This window comes from Bengtsoniella intestinalis, assembly GCF_039719005.1.
Taxonomy (GTDB): Bacteria; Bacillota; Clostridia; order Oscillospirales; family Oscillospiraceae; genus Oscillibacter; species Oscillibacter intestinalis.
In genome coordinates this window covers 2,335,587-2,357,001 of record NZ_CP133584.1, presented here as the reverse complement: position 1 = coordinate 2,357,001, position 21,415 = coordinate 2,335,587, and the positions used below count along the sequence as shown (strand labels likewise).

The 21,415-nt window shown below is 48.7% G+C and carries 15 protein-coding genes and 1 other annotated feature; of the genes, 13 read left to right on the top strand and 2 right to left on the bottom strand.

Annotation, left to right across the window (positions count from 1 at the left end; translation table 11 throughout):
• Positions 1–48: 48 nt before the first annotated feature.
• From RFF05_RS11265 to RFF05_RS11250, 4 genes are all read left to right on the top strand, one after another.
• Positions 49–594 (top strand): recombinase family protein, encoded by a 546-nt coding sequence (locus RFF05_RS11265; RefSeq protein WP_409967188.1) that lies wholly within the window; start codon positions 49–51, stop codon positions 592–594.
• A 122-nt stretch (positions 595–716) separates the two neighbouring features.
• Positions 717–2,048: a P-loop NTPase fold protein gene (locus RFF05_RS11260; protein ID WP_409967187.1), complete on the top strand. Its 1,332-nt coding sequence runs from the start codon at positions 717–719 to the stop codon at positions 2,046–2,048.
• 187 nt (positions 2,049–2,235) lie between these two features.
• Complete coding sequence (locus tag RFF05_RS11255) at positions 2,236–3,744, top strand: N-6 DNA methylase (protein WP_409967186.1); 1,509 nt, start codon at positions 2,236–2,238, stop codon at positions 3,742–3,744.
• Complete coding sequence (locus RFF05_RS11250) at positions 3,734–4,849, top strand: restriction endonuclease subunit S (RefSeq protein WP_409967185.1); 1,116 nt, start codon at positions 3,734–3,736, stop codon at positions 4,847–4,849. The genes RFF05_RS11255 and RFF05_RS11250 overlap by 11 nt, the downstream gene beginning before the upstream one ends.
• 247 nt (positions 4,850–5,096) lie before the next feature.
• On the opposite strand, the gene RFF05_RS11245 is transcribed toward RFF05_RS11250, so the two are convergent.
• Positions 5,097–5,933, bottom strand: a complete 837-nt coding sequence (locus RFF05_RS11245; RefSeq protein ID WP_409970076.1) for an IS3 family transposase — start codon at positions 5,931–5,933, stop codon at positions 5,097–5,099.
• 13 nt (positions 5,934–5,946) lie between these two features.
• Positions 5,947–6,273, bottom strand: a complete 327-nt coding sequence (locus RFF05_RS11240; RefSeq protein WP_409967184.1) for a transposase — start codon at positions 6,271–6,273, stop codon at positions 5,947–5,949.
• A gap of 97 nt (positions 6,274–6,370) precedes the next feature.
• On the opposite strand from RFF05_RS11240, the gene RFF05_RS11235 reads away from it, so the two are divergent.
• The 9 genes from RFF05_RS11235 to rplI all read left to right on the top strand — a co-directional run bounded on the left by RFF05_RS11235 (position 6,371) and on the right by rplI (position 21,405).
• A complete protein-coding gene (locus RFF05_RS11235) occupies positions 6,371–6,979 on the top strand; it encodes a hypothetical protein (RefSeq protein WP_409967183.1) in 609 nt (202 codons plus the stop codon).
• Between the two features lie 220 nt (positions 6,980–7,199).
• Positions 7,200–7,901: a hypothetical protein gene (locus RFF05_RS11230; RefSeq protein WP_409967182.1), complete on the top strand. Its 702-nt coding sequence runs from the start codon at positions 7,200–7,202 to the stop codon at positions 7,899–7,901.
• Positions 7,902–7,915: 14 nt separating this feature from the next.
• On the top strand, positions 7,916–10,978 hold the full coding sequence (locus RFF05_RS11225) for a type I restriction endonuclease subunit R (protein WP_409967181.1): 3,063 nt from the start codon (positions 7,916–7,918) through the stop codon (positions 10,976–10,978).
• A gap of 175 nt (positions 10,979–11,153) precedes the next feature.
• A complete protein-coding gene (istA, locus tag RFF05_RS11220) occupies positions 11,154–12,551 on the top strand; it encodes an IS21 family transposase (protein ID WP_409967180.1) in 1,398 nt (465 codons plus the stop codon).
• Complete coding sequence (istB, locus tag RFF05_RS11215) at positions 12,548–13,300, top strand: IS21-like element helper ATPase IstB (protein WP_409967179.1); 753 nt, start codon at positions 12,548–12,550, stop codon at positions 13,298–13,300. The genes istA and istB overlap by 4 nt, the downstream gene beginning before the upstream one ends.
• Positions 13,301–13,412: 112 nt before the next feature.
• Complete coding sequence (locus tag RFF05_RS11210) at positions 13,413–14,333, top strand: Fic family protein (protein ID WP_409967178.1); 921 nt, start codon at positions 13,413–13,415, stop codon at positions 14,331–14,333.
• Positions 14,334–14,560: 227 nt separating this feature from the next.
• Positions 14,561–14,815, top strand: a binding site (T-box leader).
• Positions 14,816–14,987: 172 nt separating this feature from the next.
• A complete protein-coding gene (ileS, locus tag RFF05_RS11205) occupies positions 14,988–17,804 on the top strand; it encodes an isoleucine--tRNA ligase (RefSeq protein WP_409967177.1) in 2,817 nt (938 codons plus the stop codon).
• A gap of 1,044 nt (positions 17,805–18,848) precedes the next feature.
• A complete protein-coding gene (locus RFF05_RS11200; RefSeq protein WP_409967176.1) occupies positions 18,849–20,834 on the top strand; it encodes a DHH family phosphoesterase in 1,986 nt (661 codons plus the stop codon).
• Between the two features lie 124 nt (positions 20,835–20,958).
• On the top strand, positions 20,959–21,405 hold the full coding sequence (gene rplI, locus RFF05_RS11195; RefSeq protein WP_409967175.1) for a 50S ribosomal protein L9: 447 nt from the start codon (positions 20,959–20,961) through the stop codon (positions 21,403–21,405).
• Positions 21,406–21,415 lie beyond the last annotated feature (10 nt).

Here is a 21,415-nt window from a genome sequence, read left to right as displayed (position 1 = left end):
ATATGCCATCAGCAACAGGAACCCTAGTGGGACAGAAAGGAAAATCTTATGAAAATCGGCTACATCCGTGTGTCTACCCAGGAGCAAAATACCATCCGGCAGGAAGCCCTCATGGAAGCCCTTGGCGTGGATGAAGTCTACATCGACCGCATCAGCGGTAAAAACACCAATCGCCCAGAGCTACGAAAGATGATGGACTACGTCCGCCAAGGAGACACGGTCATCGTGGAATCCATCAGCCGTTTTGCCCGCAACACCCGTGACCTACTGGACTTGGTGGAACAGCTATCGTCTAAAAACGTAGAGTTCATCTCCCAAAAAGAAGCCATCGACACCGCCACACCAACAGGGAAATTCATGCTCACCATCTTCGGTGCCGTAGCAGAACTAGAGCGTGCCTATATCCTCCAACGTCAACAAGAAGGCATCGACATCGCCAAAACACAAGGAAAGTACAAAGGCAGAAAACCCATCCAGCACCCAGATTTTGACCGTGTGGTAACCAAGTGGCGATCTGGCGACATCACGGCGGCGGAGGCGATGAAGCGGCTGGATATGAGTAGCAGTACGTTTTATCGAAGGGTGAGGGGGTAACTCAAGAAACCATATTTCCAGATTCTAACAATTTGGAAATATGGTTTCTTTTTTGCATTGTGCCTCCCAGTCGAATTATGGTATAATTAGGAATATAAAATTTCGAGTAAAGGGGATATATCATGGAGTCTACTACAAACAAACCGCCACTGGATGTTCTTGATCGGCAGAGATTATTAAAGCAAGTCATGGATTTAATGCACCTCATTTCCCAAAATAACGGCTCCTACACCTTTTCCCTCAATGGTGAATGGGGTGCTGGGAAATCTTTTTTCTTAGATATGTTAGAAACTGACCTGCGAAACTACCAAGCCGGCAAACAATATTTGGTATGCCACTATAACTGCTGGCAGTATGATTATTACGAAGAACCTTTGGTTGCTATCGTTGCGGCCATTATGGACGACATCAATGCTCAAACAGAATTATTATCCCCCGAGGTACAAAAAGCCATGAAAGCGGTTTTGGCGCAACTGAAGCATGTGGCGAAAACAGTGGCGCTTGATGTCTTTAAAAATAAAACTGGGTTTAATCTTGAAGACTACTTAACTGAAACGGAAGCTCAATCCAATTTTGACGTACACCTTGATTTTAAAAAAGCGATTCAAGAAACCCGTGCCAAGCTAGAAGCCTTATCTAAACAGCAAACCTTGGTAATCGTTGTGGACGAACTAGACCGTTGCCTGCCTAACTATGCCATCCAAGTGTTAGAGCGACTGCATCATCTGTTTTTCGGTTTGGAAAATTGTATTGTGATACTGGCGGTAGATCAAAAGCAACTAAATCATACCGTTGCACAGATTTTCGGTGAAGATGTAGATACAGAGGCATATTTGAAAAAGTTTGTCAATTTTGAAATCATGTTGAATAAGGGTGCTGTAAATCAAAGCGCACTCGAAAAATATAGCACCTATTTGGATTTGTTCGATGCTTCGTTGATTCCAGAATCCAAGTTTTCCATTGAGGAATTTTTCAACTGTGTATTTAGTGGAATTGACATTCGCACCCAAGAACGCATCATAGAACGCCTTCAACTCGTCCACACTATGCTATTCCCCGAGGAAAAGAAAGACTATTCATTTATGTGCTTTGAAGTTTTATGGATTGTGTTATCTGAAGTGCATGGGTATACGAATAATCCTCCTTTCCACATAGGCCGAACATTTCGGATGGGCATTCTTTCCCATCCGAAGAAACAAGTTTCTGACAAACTAACAAAACATATATCTGCTTATGTGAAATTGAAAGAAATCCAAGGATATTTGATTCCAGATCCTATAGAAGGTAATGAAATACCAGAACTTATAGTATCTTATTACTCTGGAATAGTCACTAATTTCAGCAAATTCAAAATAAATCATCCGATTACAAGCGAGAGCGGCACAGAATTAAACGTCGATGAAAACATTGCACAATTGCAAAAATTCATAAAGCTTCTCTCAATCATCAAATAACACCCCACACACCAACAAGGCGGCCGCTGAGCAAGCGGCCGCCTTGTTTCAATAGATAGTAGCCCCCACACCCCTTTTACCAAGCCTCACAAACAAAAAACCTTGTAGAAAATAGGTGTTTGTGATATTCTATAATTGGAAAAATATAGACTTTTACCCAAACCAACCAAAACGGAGGATTGCAACCATGGCTAAGGAAAAAACCACCGCCAATATTGGATTTGAAAAGCAAATCTGGGATACTGCCTGCATTTTGCGGGGCAATATGGACGCTGGCGAGTATAAACATATCATTTTGGGGCTCATCTTCCTAAAATATATTTCGGACAAATTCGAGGAAAAATACAACGCTCTGGTGGACGAAGGCGAAGGCTTCGAAGATGACATGGACGAGTACACGGCGGAGAACATTTTCTTTGTGCCAGCGTCTGCACGCTGGGACGTGATTTCTCAGGCGGCCCATACCCCAGAAATCGGCATGGTCATTGACAATGCCATGGGGGAAATCGAAAAAACCAACCCAAAACAGCTCAAAGATGTGCTACCCAAAAACTTCGCTCGCCCTGAGCTAGACAAGCGGAGACTGGGTGACATTGTGGACATCTTCACCAATATTAAAATGATTGACCACCACGACGAAAAAGACGTGCTGGGGCGCACCTATGAATATTGCCTGTCCCAATTTGCCGCCCAAGAAGGCAAGAACGCTGGGGAATTTTACACCCCCTCTTGCGTGGTGCGCACCATTGTGGAGGTGCTCCAGCCCTTTGATGGCATTGTGTATGACCCTTGCTGTGGGTCTGGCGGTATGTTTGTCCAGTCCTTTGATTTCATCCGTCAACATAGCGGCAACATCAACCAAGTGTCCATTTATGGGCAAGATGCCAACCCTACCACACGAAAACTGGCTCGGATGAACCTTGCCATCCGTGGCATTGAAGCCAACTTGGGTAAGTACGCTGCCGACACCTTTTTTGATGACCAACACCCCCAACTCAAAGCTGGCTATATCATGGCCAACCCACCCTTTAACCTGTCCAACTGGGGCGCTGGCAAGCTGATGGATGACGTGCGGTTCCAGTATGGTTTGCCCCCAGAAGGCAACGCCAACTACGCTTGGATCCAGCACATGATTCACCATTTGGCACCCCATGGTAAAATGGGCATGGTGCTGGCCAACGGGTCGTTGTCCTCCCAAACTGGCGGTGAAGGTGAGATTCGCAAAAATCTAGTCAATGCAGATTTGATTGACTGCATCATCGCCATGCCCACCCAACTGTTCTACTCTACCCAGATTCCCGTGTCCCTGTGGTTCATCACCAAGGGGAAGAAGCAGGCAGGGAAAAGTTTGTTCATCGACGCACGGAACATGGGCGCTATGATTGACCGTCGCAACCGTGAGCTGACAGAGGCAGACATTGAAAAAATCGCCCAAACTGTGAGCCAGTTTGAGCAAGGAGTCTTGGAAGATGTAAAGGGCTATTGCGCCGTGGTGGACACGGCAGACATCGCCAAGCAGGATTATATTCTCACCCCCGGTCGCTATGTGGGCATCGAAGAACAAGCCGACGACGGCGAACCCTTTGACGAGAAAATGAAACGGCTGACGGGGGAGCTGGGGGAATTGTTTGAGCAGAGTCATGGGTTGGAGCAAGAGATTCGCAAGAATTTGGAGGCCATTGGGTATGGGGTATGAACAGTGGAAAACAGTGCCTGCCAGTGAATTTTGCACTGTAGTTACAGATGGGACACATGATTCTCCTAAACAAGTTGAAGATGGCTATTATCTTATTACATCAAAGCATTTGAATGAGTTTTCCTTGAATTTCAAGGATGCTTACAAAATTAGCGAATCAGATTATAAACAAATTATCGTTCGTAGTGGTGTAGAATACGGTGATATATTATTTAGTATGATAGGAACCATTGGACGAATTTACCTTGAACGTGGTGCTCCAGATTATGCAATAAAAAATGTAGGGCTATTCAAGCTAGGAAGCGATATGCAAAAGAGCCTCTGGTTATATTATTGGCTGAAAAGTCCTGCTACACGAGCGTATATTGAAAGCAGAAAGAGAGGGTCAACACAGGGATATGTTCCTTTAGGTGCATTAAGAGAGTTGCCCGTTGCTGTTCCACCCCTCCCCACTCAACAAAAAATTGCAAAAATTCTTTCTTCGCTGGATGATAAAATCGAGCTAAACAATCGGATGAATGCCAATTTGGAAGCACAGGCGCAGGCGATATATCGTGAAATGTTTTGTTCTGAAGGTTGCTGCGAGGATATTGGGATATTATCACAATTGATTTCTATTAAATACGGCAAAGACCACAAGAAACTGGATGATGGTATATTTCCTGTGTATGGTTCTGGTGGTATCATGCGTTATGCAGAGCGCTTTTTATATGATGGTGAAACAGTTCTAGTACCGAGAAAGGGTACGCTTAATAATGTAATATACTTAAATGAGCCATTTTGGTCAGTAGACACTATGTTTTATACGGAAATGAAACAGCCAAATTCAGCCAAATTTGTGTATCATTTTTTAAAAGGAAAAGATTTGTCATCTATGAATGCAGGAACCGCTGTTCCTAGCATGACAACTGAGATACTAAACGGTATCCAGTTATATATTCCTGCTCAAGAAAAACTTGATGAATTTGAGACGATAGCCTCACCGATTTATCGTATATTGAAAAGGAATGCCGTTGAAAACCAACATCTCGCCCAACTCCGTGACACCCTTCTGCCACGGCTGATGAGTGGGGAGATTGACGTTGAGAGCGTGGAGGGATTATAATGGACTTATTTATTTTATGGTGCAATAATAATTCGGGATATAATGGTCCCCCTGTCAAGACCACTTCCTCAAAATTTATCGTGAACACAACAACCTATTTTGCTTCCTGAGCCAAGCCTGGTTGGAGTCACCTCCGGGGTAGCCGCCCGAAGGGTTGCCTTGACCGTCTGGGTCAGGCTGGTACAATGGGCAAGGCGAGGGGAACGGCCTCCTCCTACAACCCACGACCTCCCGTCGCCACCATCTCTCAACCAGCCTGAGCCAGACTGTCAAGGTGGTTGGTTGGCGTTGCGAAGGCTGCCCCATACACAGCCTCTGGGGTCTGATTTTCCAGTGCTTGGTGGGGCCTGACGGTGTTGTATTGCTTGATATAATTGGCGATTCCACGGCGCAACGCCCTGGGATTATGATATTCGTTGAGGTAAATTTCCTCCGTTTTCAGGCTGCGGAACCACCGTTCAATCATGATATTATCCGCCCAACGGGACTTGCCGTCCATGCTTTGAGTGATGTGATTTTGCTTCAAATATTCCTTATATTGGGAGCTCGTAAACTGACAGCCCTGGTCAGAATTGAGAAAAGCGGGGGTGCCGTGGCTAGAAATTGCGTCGCTGACAGCCTGGATGACGTTGTTGGCGTCCAGCGTGTCGGACAGATTCCAGCCCACAATCAGGCGGCTATACCAGTCAATAATCGCCGTCAAATACATGTGCCCGTGGTGCATTTTGATATAAGTGATGTCGATTGACCACACTTGGTTTGGGAATAAAACAGCCTTATTTCTCAGCAAATATGGCACAATAGACTCTTTAAAGTTACGTTTCGAAAGATTTGCCTTGGGATAGAGAGCATGGATTCCCATCTCACACATCAGTCGCCTAACCAGCTTGCGACCCACAAAAATCTGGTCGCTGGCCAGCTTGGTCACCAGCTTTCGAGAGCCGATGTAGGGCATTTGGGTGTGCCAGTAGTCGATGCGTGCCATGATGTGCTCCCGCCAGCGCTTGGCCTCCTGGTCGACCTCCACAGGCTGGTAGTAGACCTGCCCTCGGGGCAGTCCCAGCAACTCGCATTGGCGGCGGATGGACAGGTCTGCGTCAGTCCTGAGGGAACTTGGGGACGGGGATGCCGCAGTCCCGAAAGGCGCCCTGAATAAAGTCTCGCTCCAGCGTCAATTGGCCGATGGTTCGGAGCATCTGCTCCTTCTCTTTCTTCAGGGCAACCTCCTTCCGATGTGCTTCTTTGACCTGTTTTTTCTCGTCAAACACCTGACTGGCATTGGATATAAATTCCTTCTTCCAGTTGCGAATCATGTTGGGATTGATCCCCTGCTCGGCGGCGATCACGTTTAATTCCTTCTCTCCTTGGAGGACTTCTAGGACGATCTTGGCCTTATATTCGGCGCTGTAACTGCTTCGTGGCATGATATGTTCTCCTCTCGTTTATCGTTTTTGATATTGTATCACGTTCACGATAATTTTTCGAGTGGTGGTTTGGTTTCTAGGGTCCATTATAGGATTCGTGAGTACTGTAGTTTCGGGGGCAACTCTTGCTGTTACAATAGTGTATGTTGTTGCCACGTGTTTCATTTTATGTGCAAACAAGAAATCAGCAGAATTAGCGCAAAAACAACTCAAGGCATCAGAGCAAGCACTACAAAAAACAATTGATTTACAATTATATGAGCATAGGTTGCAAATTGCCAATAAAATTGAAAGAGATGACTATTCAAGCACTGTAGTAGAGTTTGCTCTGTTATTCAATAAGAAAATTTATATGCAGCAAGATAAGATCCAGACATTGATGTCAGATATGGAGATTTTGCAAAAAAAGAAAAAAGAATATTGGGAAATCGCTGAAAGTCAAGGATATGATCATGACCTCGCCCATGAAGCAACACAGGCGGGCGCATCAAATGAAACAATTGCACTCGCTAAACTTCAAGATGAAAAATTTTCAGTTGTTGTAGATGGAGCTTGGGACGAAGAAGGTAGTTTACTCGAATATAATGGACCTGAGATACAAAGTCATATTGAATCTTTGAGAAATGAAATTAAAAATCTAAAAGTGGAGCTGAGAAAGAATGTTGTTTCCTATATCAAGGAAACAACAACTTTCGCACAGGAGTAAACGTATGAAAATGTTATTCAATAAAAATCAATGTGCGCTCCTTGAGCACGATAATCATATTTATGGATTTAGCTATAATGATATGATTCTTGAGTTCGACGTAGCGAGCTCCCATATGCAAACTTATGATATAAAGAGTATAACAAGCGAAAAGCACTTGGCCGCTCTAAAGAACATACTAAACTCTTTAGATTCTAATTTACAGTAAAAGGGGTCAGTTATGCCGCCATTTAAACTATCCTGCAAAAGCATGTTTTCGATTGTGCTAATTATCTTGATATTACTCCTACTGGCATTCATCATTATCCCTCTTGCCTGTGGATACACTATAGGCTTTCTGGATTCGTGGAAAGTTACACTTGAAAATGTGTATTACATATTTTCAATACTGGGTGTGTTTGCAACAGTCAGTGCAGTATATGTGGCTATTAAAATACCGCAGAAAATTGCAGATAGACAAGAGAAAATTGCTTTGTTTGAAAAAAGACGCGCTGTGTATGAAGATATAGAACATTTTCTTTTTGTTTCTGATATTTTACGGTTTGCTTCATATGAGAAACAGTTTGGAAATATTAAACCAATGATTTTTTCACATATTCAAAGCAAGTATGGCGCACAACTAAATTGTATGCATATCGATTCTGATTGCAAAAATATAGAAGAAATATCAACAATATATACATCACTCTTTTTTTCATACAGCGGTATTATGACTAGCGAGAGTATGTCTATAGAGGTTTTATTTGGAGACAAAGCGATTGCTGATAGTTTTATTGAAATAGTTTTTCTAGGCAATAGAGTTGCTCTATGTCAAGAAGGTCATCCAGAATGCACGGATGCTATATCAATTTTTTGCTCAGCATGTACAAAGTTCAAGCGTTCTTATATGCCTGCAATCAAATCCCAACTCAACCTAAACTAAAGGAGGCACACTCCATGAACCATTTCACCGAAGCCCACTATGAAAACGCCATCCTTGACCTGTTCCAGACCATGGGGTACACCTATGTCCATGGGCCTGATGTGACCCGGGACTACACCAGTCCTTTGTATGAGGCGGTGCTCCGTGATGCCCTTGTGAAGCTCAACCCCAGTCTGCCTATGGCGGCCATTGAGGATGGGCTCTATCGCTTGCGCCATTTGGATGGTGGGTCTTTGGTGGCGAAAAACGCCCTCTTTATGGACTATCTCCAAAATGGGGTGACGGTGAAGTACGCAGAGGGTGGACAGGAGCGGTCTGGTATTGTGTATCTGATGGACTATCAACGGATAGAGCGGAACTCCTTTCTAGCTATCAACCAATGGACATTTGTTGAACACAGCGAGAAACGCCCCGATGTGATTCTCTTTATCAATGGGTTACCCTTGGTAGTGGTGGAGCTGAAATCTCCCTCCCGTGAGGAGACCGACGCATCGGAGGCCTATCGCCAGCTCCGCAATTATATGCAGGAAATTCCCTCCCTCTTTACATACAACGCCATCTGCGTCATGAGCGACCAAGCCATCTCCAAGGCTGGCACCATCACCTCTGGCGAAGACCGTTTCATGGAGTGGAAAACCACAGACGGCAGTTATGAAAACACCCAATTTGCCAGTTTTGACACCTTTTTTGAAGGGCTATTCCAACCAGAGCGGTTGTTGGATATTTTGAAAAACTACATCTGCTTCTCCAACGAAGGGGTGCAATCCTTCAAGATTTTAGCAGGCTATCACCAATATTTCGCTGTGAACAAAGCAGTGGCCACCACCCAAGCCGCCACGGAAACTGACGGCAAAGGCGGTGTGTTTTGGCATACCCAAGGGAGTGGTAAATCCCTATCTATGGTGTTTTATGCCCATCGCTTGCAAGAGGCGCTACAAAGCCCCACCATTGTGGTCATCACCGACCGCAACGATTTGGACGACCAACTCTACGGTCAGTTTGCCAAGTGCGCCCAATTCTTGCGCCAAAGCCCCAAGCAGGCCACCAGTCGTGCCCATTTGAAGGAACTGCTCTCTGGCATTCAAGCCAACGGTATCATCTTCACCACCATGCAAAAGTTTGAGGAGTCGGACGAGGCCTTGTCTGACCACCACAACATTGTGGTGATGGCAGACGAAGCCCACCGTGGGCAATATGGATTGGAAGAAAAGGTCAACGCTGAGACAGGCAAAATCTCGGTGGGTGCAGCACGCATCATCCGTGATAGCCTGCCCAACGCCACTTACATCGGCTTCACTGGAACGCCCATTTCCTCCAAGGATAGAAGTACCCGTGAAGTGTTTGGCGATTACATCGACGTGTACGACATGACCCAAGCGGTGGAGGATGGGGCCACCCGTCCTGTGTACTACGAAAGCCGTGTCATTCAGCTAAAGCTAGACCAATCAGCCTTGCAGCTCATCGACGATGAGTATGACGCCATGGCCGCCTGCGCCGATGCAGAAGTCATCGAAAAGAGCAAGCGTGAGCTGGGCAAAATGGATGCTGTGCTGGGGGCGGACCAGACCATTGATTCCTTGGTGCAAGATATTTTATCCCACTATGAAACCCATCGCCAATATGAGCAGACGGGCAAGGCCATGATTGTGGCTTACTCTCGCCCCATCGCCATGAAGATTTACAACCGCATTCTAGAACTGCGCCCTGATTACACGGAAAAGGTAGCCGTGGTGATGACCAGTGGCAACGACGACCCAGAGCAATGGCGAGAAATCATTGGCAACAAGCACCACAAAGACCAAATGGCAAAAGCCTTTAAAGACAACGAAAACCCCTTGAAAATCGCCATTGTGGTGGATATGTGGCTGACAGGCTTTGATGTGCCGTCTTTGGCCACCATGTACGTTTACAAGCCCATGGCTGGACATAATTTGATGCAAGCCATCGCACGGGTCAACCGTGTATTTGGGGACAAAGAAGGCGGCTTGGTGGTGGATTATGTGGGCATTGCGTCTGCGTTGAAGCAAGCCATGAACGACTACACCGCACGAGATAAAAAGCGGTTTGGCGATACGGATGTAAGCAAGGCGGCCTATCCCAAGTTCTTGCAAAAGCTGTCAGTTTGTCAAGATTTCTTTCATGGTTATGATTACAAATCCTTCGCCAGTGGCACCGATTTGGTCCGTGCCAAGCTGATTAGCGGTGGCGTGAACTTTATTTTGGGCAAAGATGTTGCCGATGGACACCTTCCCGAAAAAGAACGGACAGGGTATATTTTCTGCAAAGAAGCCTTGATGTTGAAGCAATCCCTTTCTTTGTGTAGTAGCTTGGTGCCCAGTGACTTGCGGTTTGAAGCCGCCTTTTTCGAGGCAGTACGGACGTTGGTTGTGCGCATTACAGCAGGTGGCAACGGTGGTAAACTGTCCTTGCCAGAACTAAATGCGAAAATCAACGAGCTACTCAAGGCCACCATCCAAAGCACTGGCGTTATCAATCTATTTTCCGATGTGCAACAGGAATTTTCCCTGTTTGACCCGAATTTCTTAGCTGAGATTGCCAATATGAAGGAAAAGAATTTGGCGGTGGAGTTGCTGAAAAAGCTGATTGCCGAGCAAGTGTCGGTGTATCGCAGAACCAACGTGGTGAAGTCGGAGAAATTCAGCGACTTACTGCAAGAGAAAATCAATTCTTACCTCAACGGCATGCTCACCAATGAAGAAGTGATTGCCGAGCTGTTGAAAATGGCAGAGGCCATGGTGATTGCCCATACCGAAGGGGAATCGTTGGGGCTAAGTGTGGAAGAATTGGCATTCTACGATGCCTTGACCAAGCCACAAGCCATCAAGGATTTCTACGAAAACACCGAACTGGTTGCCATTACCAAAGAGCTTGCCGACACCTTGCGTAATAATAAGGCTGTGGACTGGCAAAATAAAGAATCTGCCCGTGCCGGTATGCGCCGCATGATTAAGCGACTTTTGAAAAAGCACCGCTACCCACCAGAAGGTATGGAAGACGCCGTGTCCATCGTTATGCTCCAATGTGAGCTATGGACGGATAAGGTGATGGTGGTGTAAACTAAATAAACTCCCACTTGTATTATTCCTAAAACTGGCATATAATAGGATATAAATGCTAATATAAAAGTGAGCCACCTAGCCCCCTTTCGCTCATGAAAATTTGAGCCACTTGAAATAACCCTGTATACTAGCAGTAAGCTAGGAACGGGGGAAAATAAAGGTGGTAATCACAGTGAACATTTACAAAGAAGTGCGACAATTACGCCAGCAGGGGCGTAGCCAGCGGAGCATTGCAGTCCAACTGGGCATCTCTCGCAATACGGTGAAAAAGTACTGGGAGGGTGAAGCCGTGCCGTGGGTGCGCAAGGAGTATCAGCGCCCAACCAGCGTGCTCACGGAGGGCGTAAAGAACTTCATCCAGCAATGCTTGGATGAGGATGAGGAAAATCGTCTCAAGAAGCAATCTCACACCGCCAAGCGGATCTACGACCGTCTAGTGGAAGAGCAGAGTTTTACAGGTGGCGAATCCACCGTGCGACGCTATGTCCAAGAACTGCGTGGCAGTACGCCTGAGGCCTTCGTGCCACTGGCCTTTGACCCTGGGGATGCAGTGCAAGTGGACTGGGGTGAGGCAACCATTCGGTTGGCTGATGTGAAAACGAAAGTCAATATTTTCTGCGCACGCCTTTGCTACAGCGACGCCCCATTTGTGGTGGCCTACCGCAGACAAAACAGCGAGAGCTTTTTAGAGGCACAGGTGCGCACCTTTGACTACTTCGGCGGCGCGCCACGGCGTGTCATCTTTGACAACGCCAAAATTGCCGTAAAAGACGGATTTGGCGCCCACGCCAAAACGCAGGACAGCTATGCTATGTTGGCAGCGCACTACGGTTTTGAGACTGTATTCTGCAATCCTGCCTCTGGCAATGAAAAAGGGCTAGTAGAGGGTTTGGTAGGCTTCTCACGACGCAATTTCTGCGTGCCACTACCCAAAGTGGACAGCATGGACGAGCTGAACGATTTGCTACAAAAGCGTTGTGAACAGTACCTAAAACACACCATTCGTGGCAAAAACGGCACTGTTAGGGAAGAATTCGAAGTGGAAAAAGCTGCACTCAATCCCTTGCCCATCTACCGTTTTGACCCTGCCAAACGTGCCCACGGGCGAGTAGACCGATTTAGTACCGTGCGCTTCGACACCAATAACTATTCCGTGCCTGTGACCTATTGTGGCAAAGAAGTGACGGTAAAAGCACTGCCTGAACAGGTGGAAATCTACAGCCAAAACAAGCTGATTGCCACCCATCCACGCTGCCTTGGGCACAAGCAAAACGTGTATGATTTACAGCATTACTTGCCGCTTTTGGAACGAAAAGGCCGTGCTATCTTCCAAGCAAAGCCAGTGCGTGACACCGTTCCACCAGTGTTTTTAGCGTGGTTGCAGAAGCAAAATTTGAAGCCAAAACAGATTGTGGAATTGCTATATCGCTGTCTTGATGAGGGGTTTGACACCGTGATGCAAGGCGTCTCCGTGGTCACGCCACCGCCCCCTAAAATTGCAGACACTGTGGTTGTCCAAAACGTGAATTTGGCAGGCTATGACGTTCTTTTTGGAGGTGTGAGAGTATGAATGTGACGGAGGAACAGGTGAAATTATACGCAAAGCAGCTGCGTCTGCCTATGTTTGCTGACTACCAGCAAGTGCTCAGACAGGTGGATTCCAGTGCCACTTTTGCTGATTTACTATTGGAATTGATGCAGGCCGAATTGGCTTCTAGGCAAGAAAATCAAATGAAAAAGCGGCTTAAAGCGGCAAATTTTCCGTATTTGAAAACATTGGACGAGTTTGATATGACCCAACTCAACGAAGCGGTTTCGCCAATATTTTTGCAGGAACTAGCCTCCTGTGATTTTGTGAACAGACGGCAAAACGTGGTGATGATTGGCAATCCCGGCCGAGGCAAGACCCACTTGTCCATTGCACTGGGGCTGAAGGCCTGCTACGCGGGCCACAGCGTTCTGTTTAAGAACGCCGCAACACTCTCTACGGAGCTGTGTGAGGCCCGAGACAACTACTCTTTGGGCAAGTTGGAGCGCAATCTAGCCCGTGCTGATTTGCTCATCTTGGACGAGCTGAGTTACCTCAGCTTTAACCGCCACCAATCTGAACTGCTGTTTAAAGTCATCTCTGACCGTAGCGAGAAACGCAGTACCATTGTGACAACGAATCTGCCGTTCTCCAGATGGCCAGAGCTATTTGAAAACACCACCATGGTGGCGGCTCTCATTGACAGGCTGACCTTCCAGTCCCATGTGCTTGATATGAATGGTGATTCTTTTCGTTTGAAGCAGACCCTGGCAATGGCTGAATATTCGTGAGCGAGTGGCTCACTTTTTCATGAGCGCAAGTGGCTCACTTTTTCATGAGCGAGCGGCTCACTTTTTGGTTGACGTTTATATAGGAATAATACAACCGCTAGGAGGTGTGGCTATGACATATATCAAAGTTTCTCAAGCTGCTCAGAAGTGGGGAATCACCCCTCGTCGGGTGCGGATTCTTTGTGCTGAGGGGAAAATTGAGGGGGTTACCCGCCAAGGGAAGCTATATATGATTCCCGAAACTGCACCTAAGCCTGCTGATGGGCGGCGGAGGGCGGTATCATTCCTGAAACAGCCTTATGGCAGTTTACTCCAATCCATTGATGCAAAAAAGGAACAGCTAGACAGCCGTCGTCCTTTGACCCAAGGGGAGCTACTGCGCTTGCGAGACGACTTCCTCATTGACTTCACCTACAATTCCAACGCCATCGAGGGCAACACCCTCACCTTGCAGGAAACGGCGCTGGTGCTGGAGGGCATTACCATTGACCGCAAGCCTCTGAAAGACCATTTGGAGGCGGTGGGCCATCGAGATGCCTACCTCTACATGGAGGACTTGGCCAAAGGGCACGGCGATTTGACCCCTATGGAAATCAAGAGCATCCATGCTCTGGTGCTAATGCATCGCCCAGAGGATAAAGGCGTGTATCGGAAAATCCCTGTGTCTATTTTGGGTGCTTTCGTCCAACCTGTGGAGCCTTTTTTGATTGCTGAAAAAATGGATGACTTGCTGGCAATGGAACAGCAGAGAAAAAACACCCTTCATGTCATCGAGCGCATCGCACGGTTTCATCTGGAGTTTGAGGGTATCCATCCCTTCATCGACGGCAACGGTCGTTGTGGGCGGTTGCTGATGAACTTTGCGCTGATTCGTAACGGCTACCCCCCGGTGAACATCAAGTTCACCCACCGCAAGCGGTACTACGATGCCTTCGATGCCTATTACCGTGACGGCGATGCTGGCGCTATGGTCACCATGCTGGCTGAGTATGTAAATCAGCGGTTAGACGGCTATCTGCAAATGTTAGACTAGCTATTTTGACAGGTGTGTGTTATACTATCTATACTATATAAAAAGATAGAATTCCATTTCCCCACAACATCCACAGCCGCTCAAGCTGCTCTGAAAAATCCCCGCGCATAATTGATATAAAAAGATGCAGACCTTGCGGTCTGCATCTTTTTTGCCCTTTTACATACAAAATTTGCAAAAACCCATTGACAATGGGCGGTTTTCTTTGTATGATACAGGTAATCGAATATTTGGCGACGATAAGGACGAGTAACTGAATGTTTGTTGGCAAAGAGAGCCGTTGGTTGGTGTAAAACGGTGCAACACATTGAGTGAATATCCCCTTGGAGCCTCCCACTGAAAGACGACGCGAGTAAGTGACGACGGGTGACCACCGTTACAGGGTCAGTCTGTGTTGGCAGATAGAGCGGTTTGCAAGGTGACTTGCAAGCAACGAGAGTGGTACCGCAGAAGTAGTTTTTACAAACGCTTTTGTCTCTTACAAATGTAGGAGACAAAAGCGTTTTTTTGTGTTTTACAGCCGTGAAAACCGTGGTAGGGTAGGGGTTCCACCCCCTCCCGTCCCCCAGCGATTTCGCAAACCCCACAGGAGGGGATGGAACCCCTCCCCTACAAAATTATGGATTTCAACCATCTAACAAAAGGAGAACACCCATGGATTACAACAAAACCATCCAACTGCCCAAAACCGACTTCCCCATGCGTGCTGGTCTGCCCAAGCGTGAACCAGAAATGCTGAAACGTTGGCAAGGTGCCGACCTGTACAATCGTATGCTGAAAAAGCGTGAAGGCAAGCCCCTGTTCCACCTCCACGATGGCCCTCCCTTCTCCAACGGCAACATCCACATGGGTACTGCCATGAACAAGGCCATCAAGGACATCATCACCCGTTCTTACGCCATGCGTGGGTACTACACCCCCTATGTCCCCGGTTGGGACAACCACGGTATGCCCATCGAATCCGCCATCATCAAGCAAAACAAGCTGAACCACAAAGCTATGTCCATCCCCGAATTCCGCTCCGCTTGCCACGAGTTTGCAGAGCACTATGTGGGCGTGCAAATGGAATCCTTCAAGCGCATGGGCGTGGTGGGCGACTGGGAAAACCCCTATCTGACCATGAACCCCGGCTTTGAAGGCGACGAAGTCCGTGTGTTCGGCATGATGTATGAAAAGGGCTTTATTTACAAGGGTTTGAAGCCTGTGTACTGGTGCCCCAACGATGAAACCGCACTGGCCGAAGCTGAAATCGAATACAAAGATGACCCCTGTACCACTGTGTTTGTCAAGTTCTCCATGAACGACGACCAAGGCAAGCTGTCCGCTTATGACCACGAAAAACTGTTCTTTGTCATCTGGACCACCACCATCTGGACCCTGCCTGGCAACTTGGCCATCTCTGTCCATCCCCGTGAGATGTACGCCATTGTCAAAGCTTCTAACGGGGAACACTATATCATGGCGGAGTCTCTGGTGGAAACCGTTATGGCCAAGGGTGGCATCACCGAGTATGAAATCGTGGAAACCCACAAGGGTGAATTCTTCGAGAATATGCTCTCCAACCATCCCTTCCTGCCCAAGACTTCTCGTCTGCTGTGCGCTGATTACGTCACCATGGACTCTGGTTCTGGTTGCGTTCACACCGCACCCGGCTTCGGCGCAGATGACTACCAAACCTGCCGTCGTTATGGCATGGAAATGGTGGTGCCTGTGGATGACCAAGGCCGCCACACCGACTATGCTGGCAAGTATGAAGGCATGAAAACCGAAGCGTCTAACCCTGTGATTTTGGCTGACATGAAGGAATCTGGGGCACTGTTTGCCCAAGAGGACATCGTCCACAGCTATCCCCACTGCTGGCGTTGCAAAGGCGCCATCATCTTCCGTGCCACCCCCCAATGGTTCTGCTCTGTGGACTCCTTTAAAGACGAAGCTTGCGATGCCTGCGACGATGTGCGTTGGGTGCCCGAATGGGGCAAAGACCGCATGAAGTCTATGGTGCGTGAACGTGCTGACTGGTGTATTTCTCGTCAACGTCGCTGGGGTCTGCCCATTCCTGTGGTGTACTGTGCCGATTGTGGCAAGCCTGTCTGCACCCCCGAAACCATCGAAACCATTGCCAAATTGTTTGAAACCGAAGGCTCCAACGCTTGGTTTGAAAAGTCCGTGGAAGAAATCTTTGGCGCTGACTTGACCTGCAACCACTGCGGTGGCAAGTCTGGCTTCACCAAGGAAGAAGACACCTTGGACGGCTGGTTCGACTCTGGTTCCACCCACTATGCCGCCATGAAGCGTGACTCTGGCATCTGGCCTGCCACCATGTATTTGGAAGGCCTTGACCAATACCGTGGCTGGTTCCAAGCCGCACTGCTCACCGCCATGGGTGCCTTCGGCGATGGCGCTCCCTTTAAGGAATGCGTCACCCACGGTTGGACCGTGGCTGGTGACGGTCGTGCCATGCACAAATCCTTGGGCAACGGCATGGACCCCAACGACATCATCAACAAGTACGGCGCGGACCTGCTCCGTTTGTGGGCGGCTTCTGCTGATTACCACGCTGACGTCCGTTGCTCTGACGAAATCTTCAAGCAACTGAGCCAAAACTACCTGAAATTCCGCAACACTGCCCGTTACTGCTTGGGCAACTTGAACGGCTTTGACCCCAACAATCTGGTGGCTCCTGAAGACATGGAAGAACTGGATCGCTGGGCGATTACCCGCTTGAATGCCCTGATTGAAAAGTGCTTCAAGGCCTATGGCGAATACGAATTCTTGGTGGTCACCCATGCCATCAACGATTTCTGCGTGGTGGAACTGTCTAACTTCTATCTGGACATCATCAAAGACCGTCTGTACTGCGATGATGTGAACGGTATCAAGCGTCGTAGCGCCCAAACCGCTCTGTTCTTGATTTTGGACACCCTCACTAAGATTTTTGCACCTGTGTTGGCCTTCACCGCCGATGAAATCTGGCAAGTGATGACCCATCGTGACAGTGACGACACCGAAAACGTGCTGTTTAACGACATGAACCAAGTGTTCACCGACTACGCCCTCACCGACGATGCCATGGGCAAGTGGGACACCGTGATGAAACTCCGTGGCGATGTGAATGCCGTGCTGGAAGCCGCCCGTGCCGACAAGAAAATCGGCAAGGCACTGGAAGCACATGTGGCCCTGTACGCTGGTGACGACGATGCTTCTGCCGCAGTGGCAGACGTGGCTGGTTTGAATCTGGCAGAACTGTTCATCGTCTCTGACTGTGAAATTGCCACTGGCGAAGCGGACGCTTCTGCCATCGTGGGCAAGGGTTCCGCATTCGAAGGTTTGACCATCGAAGTCAGCGAAGCCAAGGGTTGCAAGTGCGACCGTTGCTGGATGCACAGCCCTTCTGTTGGTGCTGATTTGACTCATCCCACTCTGTGTGGCCGTTGCGCCGCCGTGGTGGCTAAGATGGATATTGCTGAATAACTGCTTTTTTAAAAGCCCATTGTGCTTGGCACAATGGGCTTTTAATCTTATTCTTGTCCCAATTGCACCGCTATTGTTTGATTTTGCCCCTACGGGGCGGTCACCTGCCGGTGGGGCATTCGCCCCCACCCCATGGTAGGGGCGCCCATTGGGCGTCCGTTTTCTGGTTCACTCTAAATTGTTGTTTTTGCCCCTACGGGGTAGACCACTGCCGTGGAGGCGTCCTACCGGACGGGTCACCTGCCGGTGGGGCATTCTTTTTGTATCGACAAAAAGAATCAAAAAACGATTTTTTCACGGCGCTTGCGAGCGAGTGAAAAAAGGGGCTTTTACGGGGGTTCATCGCTGGAGTGCGTCGAGCTTTTTGAACGGCACCGAGTGGCCTGATTTGACGCGAAGTATCCTTTCGGGCTTCGCCCTGTTTTGGGAGATGCGGTGGAAAGGGTGCGGTTTTTTGGGGGTGCCTAGGATGTATGTGGGGTATAGATTGGTGGCGTTGGGTAAGACGGGCGACCACAGGTCGCCCCTACAAGGGAACACCATTGCACCTAATACCAAGCTGGCCGCAGGTCAGCGCCCCCCAGCGCCACCGTACCAACCGACGTCCACAATCTAAGGCACCTCAAATGCGTGTTCCCATGTCATCGCACGAGTTGCGTGCGGCAGCAATCAGCGTTGGTTCGCGCATCCCACACGATAAGCCGAACGGGTGTGACAAACCCACCCGTTAGCACCACACCCACTCATACCCACCATCCGTATACAATGGGAGCACGTGAGACAGATGACCACGCGTGGTCATCTGCCACGTGCAAGATTTTTGGTTACTTTGCATCTTTGCAAAGTAATGCCCGCGCGGCGAGCGCGCCCCCACGGGAGTGGGAAAACTATGTCAGGCAAAAACCCTCAGGGTATGATACCCCTGCGCCAGCAGACACTCTCCCATAAAATACACCACTTTTCCCTTGCTTCTCATCAGGAAAAATGGTATACTATAGTGTAACTCAGTCTACCCTAGATTGGGCAATTTGAGGAGGTTTCCCTATGAATAAAAAACTCTCCCGTATGCTGGAATCCAACTTACGTTTTTACTTTTTGTGCCTACTGGCCTTTTCCATAGCCGCGTTCCCCTTTAACCCCATGTTAGCGCTGACAGAAGGGTGCATCACCATCTTGCTTTTCCTTTGGAATCGTAACTCCAGCCAAAAACGGAAAAAAAGCATCCTCCAATACATCGACAACCTCACTGGTTCTGTAGACTCAGCCAATAAATCCACCTTGGCCAATTCTCCATTGCCCATGATGGTTTTCCGCCCAGAATCAGGGGAAGTGGTATGGAGCAACGAGCATTTCATGGCTCTATCTGGGGTAAAAGAACAGCTTTTTGATATGCGTGTGGACGATGCGGCTCCTGATTTTTCTGCCCAATGGCTGTTAGAAGGTAAATCCGTGTCGCCCAACCGTGTCACTATGAATGGGCGACAATACCAAGTATACGGCAACCTTGTCCGCACCAAAGACCGACAATCCCACATGGTTGCCACCACGTATTGGGTGGATACCACCGACGGCGACCAAGCCTTATCCCAGTACCAAATGAGCCGTCCTGTTATATGTATTTTGATGCTGGATAACTATGATGAGCTGATGAAAACCATTCCCGACGCCCAGCACAGCGCTTTGCTTGCCCAAATTGATGAAAAGGTCAATGCTTGGGTCTCTGGCACCAATGGGATGCTGTTGAAAATCACCCGTGATAAGCAACTCTTCCTGTTTGAAGAGCAACAGTATGAAGCCTTTGTACAGGAGAAATTCTCATTGCTAGATGCCATTCGCGACATCAAGTCCTTTGAGGGCGTGGCACCCACTATATCCATCGGCATCGGCAAAGACTTTGCCACCATGGCAGAGCTGTACCGCCACGCAACCCTTTCTTTGGAAATGGCACTGTCTCGTGGGGGCGACCAAGCCGTGGTGCGCAACAAAGTGGACTTCGCCTTCTATGGTGGCCGCGCCAAGGCCACCGAAAAACGCACCAAGGTGAAATCTCGAGTCATGGCCAATGCCTTGAGCGAGTTGATCGTGGATGCCAAGCAAGTCTACGTCATGGGTCACGCCTTCGCCGATATGGACGCATTGGGCGCCGCCGCTGGGATTTGCTGTGCCGCACGCAAGCGCAACAAAGCAGCTTTCATCGTGATGGACCCAGAGCGCAACGCCTGCAAAGAGCTGATTGAACGGCTCAAAGAGTGCCCAGAATACGAAAATGTGTTCATCGGCGCCCACGATGCCTTCTTGCGGATTCAGCCCAATTCTCTGGTGGTGGTGGTAGACACTAGCCGCCCAGATATGGTCGAAAACCCCGATTTGCTAGGCTGTGCTGGTCGCATTGCCGTCATTGACCACCATCGCCGTGGGGCGCTATACATTGACAATGCGGCGCTGAATTTCCACGAACCCTACGCATCCTCTGCCGCTGAATTGGTGACAGAATTGCTTCAATATCTGGTGGAACCCTCCGATGTGCTCCGCGCTGAGTCTGAGGCGCTGTTGGCTGGCATTGTGCTAGACACCAAAAAATTCACCCTTCGCACAGGTGGGCGCACCTTTGATGCCGCCGCTTTCTTGCGCCGTGCTGGCGCTGACACCACAGAAGTGCAACGCTTTTTCCAAAGCGAATTGGACGAAATGGTCAACCGCTATGGCATCATCCGTGAAGCAGAGCTCTACCGTGGCGACATCGCCATGGCCGTTATCGAAGAAGCTGGCGTCGACCGCATCACTGCCGCCAAGGCCGCTGATGAAATGCTGTCTTTACGCGGTGTGCGCGCCGCCTTTGTGGCCTATCCCATGGAGCAAAGCATTTTGATTTCCGCCCGTTCTTTGGGGGAAGTCAATGTGCAAGTGGTGTTAGAGGTCTTAGGTGGTGGCGGCAACTCCACCACAGCAGGTGCCAAAATTGACGATATGGGCATTTTGCAAGTCAAACAAGAGCTGATGGACGCTGTGGACCGTTATTTAGAAAACTAAAGCCCAACCAATCAATCCCTGTGGGGGCGGACAGGGGTAAGCCCTGTCCCTACGAAATTCTCCGTAGGGACAGCCCTTGCGGCTGTCCGTTACCTGCTTCCATTTTCAACAAGGAGAAACAACAATGAAAGTTATTTTACAACAAGACGTACGTGGCCAAGGTAAAAAGGGCCAAATGATTGAGGCCTCTGAAGGCTATGCTCGCAACTTCCTCATCCCTCGCAAGCTGGCGATTTTGGCCACCACCGATGCCATCAACACCATGAATCTAAAGGAAAAAGCCCACAAGGCAGAGCAAGCTCGCCTGAAGGCAGAAGCCCAAGACATTGCCGAAAAGTTGAAGGCTGCCCCTGTGAAAATCACTGCCAAGGCTGGCAACGGCGGTCGTTTGTTCGGCGCTGTCACCACCAAGGAAATCTCTGACGAACTCAAAGCCCAACATGGCTTGGATGTGCCCAAGCAAAAATTGGTGCTAGAAGACGCCATCAAATCCTTCGGCACCTACGAAGTGAAGGCAAAGCTAGGCCACGAAGTCAGCGGCACCGTCACCGTTGTGGTGGCGGAAGCATAAAACGCATTCC